The organism is Amycolatopsis sp. NPDC043889 (assembly GCF_056435645.1).
Window position 1 is genome coordinate 30,206 of the sequence record NZ_JBWKEC010000049.1, and the last position, 11,816, is coordinate 42,021.

10 protein-coding genes and 1 pseudogene are annotated in these 11,816 nt (G+C 68.7%); 10 read left to right on the forward strand and 1 reads right to left on the reverse strand.

Annotated features, from left to right (window positions below; all coding sequences use genetic code 11):
• The first annotated feature begins 155 nt into the window (after nucleotides 1-155).
• From AC0685_RS41480 to AC0685_RS41495, 4 genes are read left to right on the forward strand one after another with little or no spacing between them, the layout of a single operon-like run.
• The gene (locus AC0685_RS41480) at nucleotides 156-1,124 is read left to right on the forward strand and encodes an ABC transporter substrate-binding protein (protein WP_478230520.1); all 969 of its coding nucleotides are present in this window, start codon (nucleotides 156-158) and stop codon (nucleotides 1,122-1,124) included.
• The gene (locus AC0685_RS41485) at nucleotides 1,111-2,010 is read left to right on the forward strand and encodes an amino acid ABC transporter permease (RefSeq protein ID WP_340685035.1); all 900 of its coding nucleotides are present in this window, start codon (nucleotides 1,111-1,113) and stop codon (nucleotides 2,008-2,010) included. Before AC0685_RS41480 ends, AC0685_RS41485 begins: the two co-directional genes overlap by 14 nt.
• Nucleotides 2,003-2,770 carry an amino acid ABC transporter ATP-binding protein gene (locus tag AC0685_RS41490; protein WP_478230521.1) on the forward strand — a complete coding sequence of 256 codons (768 nt, stop codon included), beginning with the start codon at nucleotides 2,003-2,005 and terminating at the stop codon, nucleotides 2,768-2,770. Before AC0685_RS41485 ends, AC0685_RS41490 begins: the two co-directional genes overlap by 8 nt.
• Entirely contained in the window at nucleotides 2,767-4,494 is a 1,728-nt protein-coding gene (locus AC0685_RS41495; RefSeq protein WP_478230522.1) for an aminotransferase class V-fold PLP-dependent enzyme, read from the forward strand. The genes AC0685_RS41490 and AC0685_RS41495 overlap by 4 nt, the downstream gene beginning before the upstream one ends.
• A 71-nt stretch (nucleotides 4,495-4,565) precedes the next feature.
• On the opposite strand, the gene AC0685_RS41500 is transcribed toward AC0685_RS41495, so the two are convergent.
• Nucleotides 4,566-5,738: a macrolide family glycosyltransferase gene (locus AC0685_RS41500; RefSeq protein WP_478230523.1), complete on the reverse strand. Its 1,173-nt coding sequence runs from the start codon at nucleotides 5,736-5,738 to the stop codon at nucleotides 4,566-4,568.
• Nucleotides 5,739-5,975: 237 nt separating this feature from the next.
• On the opposite strand from AC0685_RS41500, the pseudogene AC0685_RS41505 reads away from it, so the two are divergent.
• The 6 genes and pseudogenes from AC0685_RS41505 to AC0685_RS41530 all read left to right on the forward strand — a co-directional run bounded on the left by AC0685_RS41505 (nucleotide 5,976) and on the right by AC0685_RS41530 (nucleotide 11,533).
• Nucleotides 5,976-7,486, forward strand: a pseudogene (locus tag AC0685_RS41505) (alpha/beta hydrolase).
• Nucleotides 7,487-7,629: 143 nt separating this feature from the next.
• Complete coding sequence (locus AC0685_RS41510) at nucleotides 7,630-8,532, forward strand: ABC transporter ATP-binding protein (RefSeq protein ID WP_478230524.1); 903 nt, start codon at nucleotides 7,630-7,632, stop codon at nucleotides 8,530-8,532.
• The gene (locus tag AC0685_RS41515; RefSeq protein WP_478230525.1) at nucleotides 8,529-9,260 is read left to right on the forward strand and encodes an ABC transporter permease; all 732 of its coding nucleotides are present in this window, start codon (nucleotides 8,529-8,531) and stop codon (nucleotides 9,258-9,260) included. The genes AC0685_RS41510 and AC0685_RS41515 overlap by 4 nt, the downstream gene beginning before the upstream one ends.
• A 20-nt stretch (nucleotides 9,261-9,280) precedes the next feature.
• A complete protein-coding gene (locus AC0685_RS41520; protein ID WP_478230526.1) occupies nucleotides 9,281-9,910 on the forward strand; it encodes a hypothetical protein in 630 nt (209 codons plus the stop codon).
• Nucleotides 9,907-10,230: a winged helix-turn-helix domain-containing protein gene (locus AC0685_RS41525; RefSeq protein ID WP_478230527.1), complete on the forward strand. Its 324-nt coding sequence runs from the start codon at nucleotides 9,907-9,909 to the stop codon at nucleotides 10,228-10,230. The genes AC0685_RS41520 and AC0685_RS41525 overlap by 4 nt, the downstream gene beginning before the upstream one ends.
• The gene (locus tag AC0685_RS41530) at nucleotides 10,217-11,533 is read left to right on the forward strand and encodes a DNA polymerase IV (RefSeq protein WP_478230528.1); all 1,317 of its coding nucleotides are present in this window, start codon (nucleotides 10,217-10,219) and stop codon (nucleotides 11,531-11,533) included. Before AC0685_RS41525 ends, AC0685_RS41530 begins: the two co-directional genes overlap by 14 nt.
• The last annotated feature ends 283 nt before the right edge of the window (nucleotides 11,534-11,816 follow it).

Consider the following 11,816-nt stretch of genomic DNA (forward strand, 5'->3'; position numbering starts at 1 on the left):
CTCGGCTTAGTCGACCCTGGGTCACGGAAGCCGCGTGAAGGGGCCCTTCGCACGCGAAACGGACATCCGCCGGACAAGATTTCAACTGTGAGTTGACCTCTTCAACAGCCAGTTGTAGCGTCGGCGACCACCTGAAGCCCCCGTGGAGGTCCGTCATGCCGTCGACGCCGCTCACTTTGACCCGAACCTGGCGCCTGGCCGTGCTCACCGGCGTTGCCGCGCTCGTCACCGCGGCCTGCGGAGGCGGGCCCGACGGAGCCGGCGGACAGGAACCCGCTGCCCCGGGCGCACCCGCCGCGATCCCGGACACGACCGCGCTGATCGAGTCCGTCCAGAAGGACGCAGCCGTCGCCGGCACCCTGCCCGCGAAGTACGCGCAGGCCGGAATGCTGCACCTGGCCTCGAACCTGCAATCCGCGCCCAACAACTTCTACGCCGCGGACGGCAAGACGCCGATCGGCTACGAGGTCGACCTCGCCAAGGCCATCGGCAAGAAGCTGGGCGTCACCGTGCACCACCAGGACATGGCGTTCGGCTCGCTGATCACCAGCCTCCAGTCCGGCCGCGTCGACCTCACGATGGCCGCGATGAACGACACCAAGACCCGGCAGGCGCAGATCGACTTCGTCGACTACTTCTCCTCGGGCATCACGATCATGGTCCGCAAGGGCAATCCCGACCAGATCTCCGGCCCGGACACGTTGTGCGGCAAGAACGTCGCGGTCGTGCAGGGGACGAGCCACCAGAAGTTCGCCGAAGAGCAGAACGGCAAGTGCACGCAGGCGGGCAAGCCGGCGCTGACCGTGACCGCGACGGATTCCGACACCCAGAACCAGAACCAGCTCCGCACCGGCCGGGTCGCCGCCATCCTCAACGACCTGCCCAGCGCGGTCTACATCTCGCGGACCGCGGGTGAGGGCAAGTTCTTCGAGGTCGTCCCCGGCGAGCCGATCAACGGCGGGCCGTACGGGATCGGCGTCAACAAGGAGAACAAGCCGCTCGCGGAGTCGATCCAGAAGGCGTTGCAGTCTCTGATCGCCGACGGCGGATACGGCAAGATCCTGCAGGCCTGGGGCGTCGAGCAGGGCGCGGTCAAGGAGGCGAAGCTCAATGGCGGAAGCTGAGCCGCTGCCGATCGTCCGGCTGAGGCACTGGGGCCGCTGGGTCAGCGCCGTCGTCATCCTCGCGCTGCTGGTGCTGCTTGGGATCGCGCTCGCGAACGCGCAGATCCAGTGGGATTCCGTCCCGGAATTCCTGTGGTACCGGGTGATGGCGGTCGGCCTGCTCAACACCGTGTTGCTGGCGGTGATCGCGCAGGGATCGGCGATCGTCATCGGGATCGTGATCGCCCTGATGCGCCGTTCGGCGAACCCGGTGGCGCGCTGGTTCGCGGCAGGCTACATCTGGCTGTTCCGCGGGCTTCCGGTGCTGCTGCAGATCCTGATCTGGTACAACCTGGCGCTGGTGTTCGAGTTCATCTCGATCCCGTTGCCGTTCGGCGGCTACCTCCTGCACGAGCAGACCAACGTGCTGATCACGGCGTTCACCGCCGCGCTGCTGGGCTTGGCGCTCAACGAAAGCGCGTACATGGCGGAGATCGTCCGCGCGGGGCTGAACAGTGTCGACAGTGGACAGACCGAGGCGGCGAAGTCGATCGGGATGTCGCCGGGCGCGACGCTGCGCCGCGTGGTGCTGCCGCAGGCGATGCGGGTGATCATCCCGCCGACCGGCAACGACTTCATCAACATGCTCAAGGGGACGTCGATGGCGTCGGTGATCGGCGTGACCGAGCTGATCCACGCCGCCAACAACATCTCGTCCAACAACCTGCTGGTGATGGAGACGCTGCTGGCCGCCGCCGTCTGGTACATGGTCGTGGTGACCGTCGCCGGGGTCGGGCAGCACTATCTGGAGCGCGCCTTCGACTCAGAAGACCGGTCGAGGAGCGCGTTCTCCCGTGCCGCCAAGGCGTTGCGCACCGCTCCGCTGGTGAGGAGTGAACGTGTCTGAGCCGCTGCTCAAAGCCGTCGGCGTCCGCAAGAGCTACGGCCACACCGAGGTGCTGGGCGGGATCGACCTCGAAGTCCACAAAGGACAGGTGGTCTGCCTGCTCGGCCCGTCGGGCGCGGGGAAGAGCACCTTCCTGCGCTGTGTCAACCATCTGGAGACGATCGACGCCGGGCAGGTCTGGGTCGACGGCGAGCCGATCGGTTTCCGGCTGCGCAACGGAAAGCTGTACGAACTGAAGGAACGCGAGGTCGCCCGGCAGCGGCGCGACATCGGCATGGTGTTCCAGCGGTTCAACCTGTTCGGCCACCGGACGGCGCTGCAGAACGTCGTCGAAGGGCCGGTGCGCGTGCTCGGTCTGAACCCCGAGGAAGCGCGCGTCCAAGCGCTCGAACTGCTCGACAGGGTCGGCCTCGCGCACCGCGCCGACGCCTACCCGGCGCAGCTGTCGGGCGGGCAGCAGCAGCGGGTCGCGATCGCCCGGTCGCTGGCGATGAAACCGAAGCTGATGCTGTTCGACGAGCCGACGTCGGCGCTCGACCCGGAACTCGTGGGCGAGGTGCTGGCGGTGATGGGTACGTTGGCCGCGGAGGGGATGACGATGGTCGTGGTGACGCACGAGATGGGGTTCGCGGCCGAAGCCGCGGACGAGGTGGTGTTCATGGCCGACGGCATGGTCGTCGAGACCGGTCCGCCGGGGGAGATCCTGAGTTCGCCGAAGCACGAGCGGACCAAGCAGTTCCTGGCACGGGTCCTCGCATGACGCGGATCTCCCCACGGTACCTGCTGCAGTTCGACGAGCCGGCCGGGTACCTCGACTTCGCGCGGTTCGGCCCGCCGTCGCACGCCGTGCTCGACACGACGGCGAGCCTGCTCGACGCCTCGACCAAGGCCGGTCCGTCCACTGTGGACGACCTGATGCGGCAGGAGACCAGGGCCAAGGCCGCCGCCGCGCGGCTTTCCGGCAGCGACACCGACCACACGGTGCTGCTGCCGCACACCAGTCTCGGGTTGTTCCAGGCGGCGTTCAACGCGCCCGGCGGCGAGGCGCTGGTGTCGGCGGCGGAGTTCCCGGCCAACACCTACCCGTGGGCGCGGGCCGAACAGGCGGGACGGCTGACCGTGCGGCGGCTGCCGCTGGGAAACGTCACCGCGGACGCGGTCAAGGCGGCGCTGACGCCGGACACGTCGCTGGTCAGCGTGAGCGCGGTCGACTTCCGCACCGGGTATCGCGCCGACCTCGCGGCGATCCGGGAGGTGGTCGGCGACAGGCTGCTCGTGGTCGACGGCATCCAGGGCTTCGGGGTGACCGAGGCACCGTGGGAAGTCGCGGACGTGCTCGTCGTCGGCGGGCAGAAATGGCTGCGGGCGGGGTGGGGCACCGGTTTCGCCGTGCTGTCCGACCGCGCGCTGGAGCGGATGGAACCGATCCTGTCCGGCTGGACCGGCGCCCGCGATCCGGGACTGTTCGACGACGAGATCCATCCGGCCGACGACACCGCGGCCTCGTGGTCCATCTCGAACCTGAGCCCGATCACCTCGGGCGCGTTCGCGGCCGCGCTGGAACTGGTCGAGGAAGCGGGCGTCGGAGCCATCGCCGGACGGATCGCCGAACGGGTCGGCGAACTCGAAGAGGCCGTGAAATCCGTGGGCGGGGAAGTGGTTTCGGCCGTCGACCGGCGGGCGGGGATCCTCGCCTTCACGCTTCCGGGGCACGCGGCCGAACAGGTGGGTTCCGCGCTGGCGAACGCCGGGATCGCCGCGACCGTGCGGCCGGAACACGTCCGGCTGTCGCCGCACGCGTCGACTCCGGCGAGCGCGGCGGAACAGGTGCGGACGGCGCTGGAGCGGCTGAAGAAGCCGGTCACGGTGTTCGAAGCGCCGGTTGTCGCTTCGGCGGCTTCGGGAGATCTGCTCACCGCGCTCGTCCCGGCGGTGCACGCGCTCGCGGCGATGCTGGGGCCGGGCAACGAAGTCCTGCTGCACGACCTGAGCAGGCTGCCGGACTCGATCGTCGCCATCGCGGGTGACCTCACCGGCCGGACGGTCGGCGGGCCGATGACGGATCTGCTGCTGGGCCTTGTCCGTCGCGGCACCACGCAGGACCTGACGAATTACGAGACGCACGGCCCCGACGGCCGGGCGATCCGCTCCTCGACGCTGTTCCTGCGAGACGCCGACGGGGTCGCGATCGGCTGCCTGTGTGTCAACCGGCTGTCCGACGGCGCGCCGAAGGCCGACGGACACGAACCCGAGACGTTCCCGCCGGACGTCGACAGCCTGCAGCGGTTCCTGGTCGGGCGCGCCGTGGCGAAGGCAGGGATCCCGGTGGACCTGATGAAGAAGCGGCACAAGGCGGCCGTGGTCCGGGAACTGGACGAGGCGGGGTTCTTCCTCATCAAGGACTCCGTGGACCACCTCGCCGGGGAACTCGACGTCACGCGGTACACGATCTACAACTACCTGAACGAGATCAGGGGGACCTGACGCGCGTGCCATGAAAGGTCCTTTCCTCGCAAATTTTGCAAGGAAAGGACCTTTCATGGCGTTCGGGTGGGCTAGCTCAGGAAGGACTCCACGGCGTCGGCGGCCTTGTCGATGCCGCCGTTCCCGCGCGTCTCGGCCTGGACCTCGGCGAGCCGCGCGGCCACCTCGGGCGACCCGGAGACCCGCTCGACGGCGGCCCGCAGCGTCGAGGCCGTCACCTCGTCGGCCGGAAGCTGCTCGCCGACACCCAGTTCCGCCAGCTTCGCGGCATTACCGAAACCGTCGGTGGCGAGCGGGATCGCGACGGTCGGCACGCCGTACCACAGCGATTCCGTGCTGCCGCCCATGCCGGCGTGCGTGATGAACGCCGACGCGGCCTCCAGCACGGCGAGCTGCGGCACGAACTGATGGACCTCGATGTGCTCGGGCAGCGGCCCGAGTGCGGCCGGATCGGTCTGGCCGATGGAGATGACCACGTGCCAGTCCGAGTCGCGGAACCCGTCCACGCAGGCGCGGAACAGGTCGAGCTGGTCGGTGAACGCCGTGCCGAGCGACATCAGCAGGACCTTCCTGCCGTTCGGCGGCGGGGTCCAGCTCCGGTCGGCGAGGCGTTCCGGGTCCAGCGCCGGGCCGACGAACCGGACCGACGACGGCACGCGCTCGACGTTCGGCTGCATCGCCTTCGGCAGCAGCGCGAGCACCTGGGGCGGATGGGAGATCCAGTCCCAGGCGTCGGCCTCGATGCCGTTCTCGTTCAGCCACCCGGTGAACGTGGCGAAATAGTCCTTTCCGGACGGTGAGGTCCGGATCGCGGTCAGCATCTCGCCCATGTCCTCTTCGTAGCCTTCCCAGGCGACATACGTCGGCGAAAGCTGCACCGCCGGAACGTCGTAGCGCCTGGCCAGAAGCGGAGCCGGGAGGCCGCCGATGTCGTAGAGCAGCAGGTCCGGGCGGTTCTCGTCGTAGAAGCCGGTGAGCACCGGCATCGCCTGGATGCCCTCGTCGAGGAAGACCCGCATCTGCGACGCCGGATCCTCCGGCCACGCCGCCTGATCACCGAGCGGGAGAATCGAGGGGTGCGAAACGACCTCGGCCCCGGTCGGCTCGATCAACCCGGTGAGCGGTTCGCCCACTGCGTAGCTGACCCGGTGCCCGCGAGCGACCAGCTCACGGATGATCGCCAGCGACGGATAGATATGGCTCGGCGCGGTGCTGCCGATCATGGCGATGTGCTTGTTCTGCATGATGTCCTGTCTCAATCCGTGGAGGGATGGCAGACGGCGCGCAGAAAAGGGGCCTCCCGATCGCGGGCGGCCCTGCGGTCACGCCGTCTCAGGCGGTGCGCATACGGATGTGACAGATCATGATCGAGATCCTAACGCGCGTCGCGAGAGGGGCTCAACCGATTAACGGGCTGCCCGGTTCGCCGCGATCGGGACCCGCCGTTGGTAGAGACCTTCGCCGGAAGGCTTCCGCAGGTCATGGACGTGGATAGGGTTCCGGGGCTTTCACCTTTGGCGGGAAAGAGAGAAACCTTGAGACGTGTGCTCATCACCGCGCCCGCCGTCGCGGCGGAAGAGGCGCGGCCCGCCGAGCCGATCACCCGGGGTGCTTGTACCGACCAGACCCTGATCAACGCCGGTGCCGAATGCGGCTACCTGCCCGTTCCGCTGGACTATTCACGGCCGCGCGGCGAGAAGATCCAGCTCGCGCTCAGCCGCGTCAAGCGCAAGACACCCGACGCGCGGTACCAGGGCGTCATGCTCACCAATCCCGGCGGGCCCGGCGGTTCCGGGCTGCTGCTCGCGACCCGTGGGACGCGCGTGCCGAACCACGCCGGCGACGCCTACGACTGGGTCGGTTTCGACCCGCGCGGTGTCGGCTCCAGTAAACCCGCGCTGTCGTGCGTCCCGAACTACATGGACTACAACCGGCCGAACTACGTGCCGACGACGCGGCAGCTGGAGAAGACCTGGTTGCGGCGTTCGAAGTCCTACGCCGACGCGTGCGCGGAGAAGAACAGCCGCGCGCTGCTGGAGAACATCAAGACGACCGACACGGTCAAGGACATGGAAAGTATCCGCAAGGCGCTCGGCGCGGAGCGGCTGAACTTCTACGGGTACTCCTACGGCACCTACCTCGGCCAGGTCTACGGGACGCTGTTCCCGCAGCACGTCCGCCGGATGGTCCTCGATTCCACTGTGGACCCTCGCAACGTCTGGTACCAGGCCAATCTGAACCAGGACGTGGCGTACGACGTCAACCTCGACATCTGGTTCGGCTGGGTCGCTTCGCACGACGGCGTCTACCACCTCGGCAAGACCCAGGCCGCGGTGAAGCAGGTCTTCGACGAGCAGCTGAAGAAGCCGGCGGCGGTTCCGGCAGGCGGCTACATCGGGCCGGACGAGTTCCTCGACGTCTTCCAGCAGGCTTCCTGCTACCAGCTGCGGTGGACGCGCTGGCGAAGTTCGTCAACAAGGGCGACTGGCAGACGATGAAGGGCCTGTTCGAGGGCTTCGGCGGACGCGGCGACGACAACAGCTACGCCGTCTATCTCGCCGTCCAGTGCACGGACGTGAAGTGGCCGCCGAGCTGGCAGCAGTGGAAGCGCGACAACTGGCGGACCTATCAGCAGGCGCCGTACTTCACGTGGCAGAACGCTTGGTTCAACGGGCCTTGCCTGTTCTGGCCAGCGAAGCCGGGCAAGCCGGTCAAGGTCGACGGCTCGAAGGTGCCGAGTGTGCTGATGATCGGCGAGACCCTCGACGCGGCGACGTCGTACGAAGGCAGCCTCGAGGTGCGTAGCCGGTTCCCCGGTGCTCGCCTGATCGGTGAGCCGGGCGGGACGAGCCACGCCATCACCCCGCGCGGCAACGCGTGCGTCGACAACCGGATCGCCGACTACCTGGCGACCGGGGCGCTGCCCGAGCGCAAACCCGGGCGGACGGCAGACGTCGAATGCGCGCCGCTGCCGCTCCCCGTGCCCGCCTAGCCCAAGTCCGTGAAGGCCTCCTTCCCTACTTTCAGGGTAGGGAAGGAGGCCTTCACGGACTTCCGGGGTTTCCGTGGCAGGGGACTTTGTGTTACAAAGTGAAAGTGAGCTTTGTAGTTCAGAGTGCTCGAAGGGGGAAAGTCATGACGGACGCGTTCAGCCTCCAGGGGCTGGTCAAGCGCTTCGGCGACGTCCTGGCCGTCGACGACGTCAGTGTGCGGGCCGCACCGGGGGAGGTGGTGGCGCTGCTCGGGCCGAACGGCGCGGGCAAGTCGACCACCATCGACATGCTGCTGGGCCTCAGCAGGCCGGACGCCGGTCAGGTGCGGGTCGCCGGGCTCGGCGCGGCCGAGGCGATGGACCGGGGGATGGTCGGCGCGATGGCGCAGAACGGGACGCTGCTGCGGGACGCGACCGTCGCCGAACTCGTCGGCCTGTTCGCCTCGCTGCACCGGAACGCGCTGCCGGTCGGTGAGGTGCTCAAGCGCGCCGGCGTCACCGAATACGCGAATCGCCGCTGCGGGAGGCTGTCCGGTGGCGAGCAGCAGCGGGTGCGGTTCGCGCTCGCGCTGGTCGGCGATCCGGACCTGCTGGTGCTCGACGAGCCGACCGCGGCCATGGACGTCGACGGACGGCGCCGGTTCTGGGCGTCGATGCGCGAGTACACCGAGACGGGCCGCACGGTCCTCTTCGCGACGCACTACCTCGCCGAAGCCGAGGACTACGCGGACCGTGTCGTGCTGATGCGGCACGGCCGGGTCGTCGCGGACGGTCCGGTCGGTGAGGTCCGGGCCGCGGTCGCCGGACGCGTGCTGCGTGCCGTCGTCCCGGACGCCACCGAAGCCACGCTCGCCGCCTTGCCCGGGGTATCGCGCGCGGTGCTGCGTGCCGGGCACGCGGAGCTGAGCTGTGCCGATTCCGACGCCGCCATCCGCGGCCTGCTGCGCGGGTTCCCGCTCGCCTCGGACATCGAAATCACCGCTGTGGGACTGGAAGAAGCCTTCATCGCGCTGACCGCCGATGCGGCTGAAGGAGCTGTGAGATGAACCTGAACTACCTCGCGCTGGAGATCAAGCGCATCGTCCGCAGCCCGCAGTTCGCGTTGTTCACCATCGGCATGCCCTTGGCGATGTTCCTGTTGTTCGGCGGGATCTTCGGCGCCCGCGAGATCGCTCCTGGGATCTCGACCGCGACGGTGACCATGGTGAACATGGCCGCGTACGGCGCCATGACCGCCGCGCTGTTCACCGGCACCCGCGTCGCCACCGAGCGCACCGACGGCTGGCAGCGCACCCTGCGACTGACACCGATGCGGGCGCCGGGCTATCTGATGGTCAAGGTGTCGGCGGGATTGTCCGTCGCGTTGCCCGTCCTGCTGGTGATCTTCGCGGCCGGGATGATCCGCGGTATCCGGCTCGAAACCGGCCAGTGGCTGACGATCTTCGGCACACTCTGGCTCGGGACGCTGCCCTTCGCGGTGCTGGGGCTGATGATCGGCCTGTTCGGCAAGGGCGACACCGTCCAGGCGGTGACCGGCGCGCTGATGCTGCCGCTGGGCATGTTCGGCGGATTGTGGATCCCGCTGCAGGTCCTGCCCGGCTGGATGAACACGGCCGGGCACCTCATGCCGACGTACTGGCTCGGCGAGATCGGCCGCGCGCCGGTGCTCGGCGGTTCGGGCACGCTGATCGCCGTGGGGGTGCTCGCGGCGTGGCTCGTGATCCCCGCGCTCGTGGTGATGGCGAGGTTCCGGCTCGACACGGCGAGACTGTGAACCCGTGTTAGTTTTCCGAAGTGGTGGAGGATGAACGGGACGGCGACGAGCGGCCGATGACGCCCGAGGAGTCGCTCGCGCTCATCGCCACGCAGGCGGAGAAGACCCGGCGCGAGATCGGGCCGAATCCGGCGGTGCTGCTCGCCGTATGGGGTCTGGTGTGGCTGCTCGGCTTCGGGCTCGTCTACCTTTCCGCCCCGCCGACCGCGCTGCTGCCGATGTGGGCCGCCGGCGTGATCGCCGTCGCCGGTTTCGCCGGGGCCATGGCGTATTCGGCGATCTACGGCATCCGGTCGGGCCGCGGGGTGCACGGGCCGTCCCGGCTCGTCGGGGCGATGTACGGGTGGAGCTGGATGATCGCGTTCGGCGGCCTGACGGTGGTGAACACCGCGCTGATCCGCCTCGGCCTCGACAGCGAGTTGATCCCGTTGCTGTGGTCCGGGACCTCGCTCATACTGACCGGTCTGATGTACCTCGCCGGCGGGATGCTGTGGCAGAGCAAGCTGCAGTACGGCCTCGGCGTGTGGATCATCGCGTGCGGCGCGGCGAGCGTGCTGGCGGGGGGACCGCACAACTTCCTCGTACTGAGCCTCGCGGGTGGCGGTGGCTTCCTGGTGGCGTCGCTGGTCTTCCTGGTGCGGGCGCGATGAGCGAAGACGGGTTGCCCCAGCTCGACCCGGTGATCCACGCGCAGGCGCGGCTGCGGGTCACCGTGGCGTTGTCGAGCCTGGGGCCGGGGGACGGCATCACCTTCCCGAGGCTGCAGCAACTGCTGGACATGACACCGGGCAACCTGTCGACCCATCTGCGCAAACTCGAGGACGCGGGCTACGTCGAGATCACGAAGGCGTTCGAGCACCGCACGCCGGTGACCCTGGTCCAGCTGACCACCCGTGGCCGGGCCGCGTTCGAGGAGTACACGAAGGCCCTGCATCGTCTTCTCGAGGTGCCGGGCGATGGGCGGGCATGACCGGTGGGTCATCCACCTCGACATGGACGCGTTCTACGCCTCCTGTGAACAGCTGACCCGGCCGACCCTGTCCCACCGTCCGGTACTGGTCGGCGGCGCGGGACCGCGCGGCGTGGTCGCCGGGGCGAGCTACCAGGCGCGCGAACACGGGATCAAATCGGCGATGCCGATGTCGCAGGCCCGGCGGCTGCTGCCGCCCAACGGAGTCATCCTGCCGCCGCGGTTCAAACTGTACGAACTGCTGAGCACCCAGGTGTTCGACCTCGTCGCCCAGTACGCGCCCGTGCTGGAACGGATCTCCCTCGATGAGGCTTTCGCGGAACCGCCTTCACTGGCCGGTGCCTCCTCGGACGAGGTGCGAGAGTTCGGTGCGCGCCTGCGGGAGCACATCCGGTCCGAAATCGGCCTGGTGGCGTCGATCGGGGCGGCGTCGGGGAAGCAGGTCGCGAAGGTCGCGTCGGATCTGGCGAAACCGGACGGGCTGCTCGTCGTCGGCCAGGGCACCGAACGCGACTTCCTCGCGCCGCTGCCGACCAGGGTGCTGTGGGGGATCGGCCCGGTGGCGGAAGGAAAACTGCGGGCGATCGGCATCCGGACACTGGGCCAGCTGACCGCGCTCTCCGACGCCGACGCGGTGTCCACTTTGGGCAGTGTGGTCGGGCGGGACCTGCGGCGGCTGGCCACCGGCGTCGACGACCGGCCGGTGTCCGACCGCGCGGAGCTCAAACAGGTCAGCGCCGAAACGACCTTCGACCGGGACCTGATCGACCTGACGAGCCTGCGGCGCGAGGTCCGCGACCTCGCCGTGCACGCGCACCGGCGCCTCGTCAACGCCGAACGGGTCGCGCGGACGGTGGTGGTGAAGCTGCGGCACACCGACTTCAGCACCGTGACGCGTTCGGAGACGATGGCCTCGCCCACCGACGAATTCGACCAGCTCGCCGCGATGGCGGAACGGCTGCTGATCGATCCGACCGAGTTCGGCGGGGTGCGGCTGGCCGGGGTCGCGTTCTCCGGGCTTTCGGTGCCGCATCAGGATCCGCTGTTCACTCTTTCGGTTCCGGCCGCCGAGACGCCCGTGGTCGAGCGAGCCCCGGCGCCGGTGCCGGTGGTGTCGTCGAGCTGGCGGCCCGGGGACGACGTCGTGCACGAGTCGTACGGAACCGGGTGGGTGCAGGGCGCCGGGCACGGACGGGTGACCGTCCGGTTCGAGACGCGCACCAGTGGGCCGGGGGTGGCGCGGACGTTCCCGCAGGAGGAACCGGCGCTGCGCAGGGGAGAGCCCGGCGACTGCCTGGCTTGAGCCGGCAAGCGGAGCGTCCACAAGGGACACTTGGCGCCAGCCGAATGCCCTTTTTGCAGAGGGGTCGTGAGTGATAAAGAGCGTTCTAACCCAATGTCACGTAGCTTAAGTTGATCTTGGGCGGGGTTGACGGGTGGGGTGAAGGCTCCCTTCGCTGTGTCTGATGCGACGAAGGGGGCGCCTTCGGTCTGGTCGTGGGTCGGGTTGGTCGTGAGTGGCGTTTCGGGTTCTGATCCGAAAATAGGGGTGAGTGGGCAGGCCGAAGGCACCCGGCGGAGCCGGG

Bases quoted from the DNA above. Each gene is read 5' to 3' on its own strand.
- AC0685_RS41480 (WP_478230520.1), top strand. From the start codon at position 156: ATGCCGTCGACGCCGCTCACTTTGACCCGAACCTGGCGCCTGGCCGTG.
- AC0685_RS41485 (WP_340685035.1), top strand. From the start codon at position 1,111: ATGGCGGAAGCTGAGCCGCTGCCGATCGTCCGGCTGAGGCACTGGGGC.
- AC0685_RS41495 (WP_478230522.1), top strand. From the start codon at position 2,767: ATGACGCGGATCTCCCCACGGTACCTGCTGCAGTTCGACGAGCCGGCC.
- AC0685_RS41500 (WP_478230523.1), bottom strand. From the start codon at position 5,738: ATGCAGAACAAGCACATCGCCATGATCGGCAGCACCGCGCCGAGCCAT.
- AC0685_RS41510 (WP_478230524.1), top strand. From the start codon at position 7,630: ATGACGGACGCGTTCAGCCTCCAGGGGCTGGTCAAGCGCTTCGGCGAC.
- AC0685_RS41515 (WP_478230525.1), top strand. From the start codon at position 8,529: ATGAACCTGAACTACCTCGCGCTGGAGATCAAGCGCATCGTCCGCAGC.
- AC0685_RS41525 (WP_478230527.1), top strand. From the start codon at position 9,907: ATGAGCGAAGACGGGTTGCCCCAGCTCGACCCGGTGATCCACGCGCAG.
- AC0685_RS41530 (WP_478230528.1), top strand. From the start codon at position 10,217: ATGGGCGGGCATGACCGGTGGGTCATCCACCTCGACATGGACGCGTTC.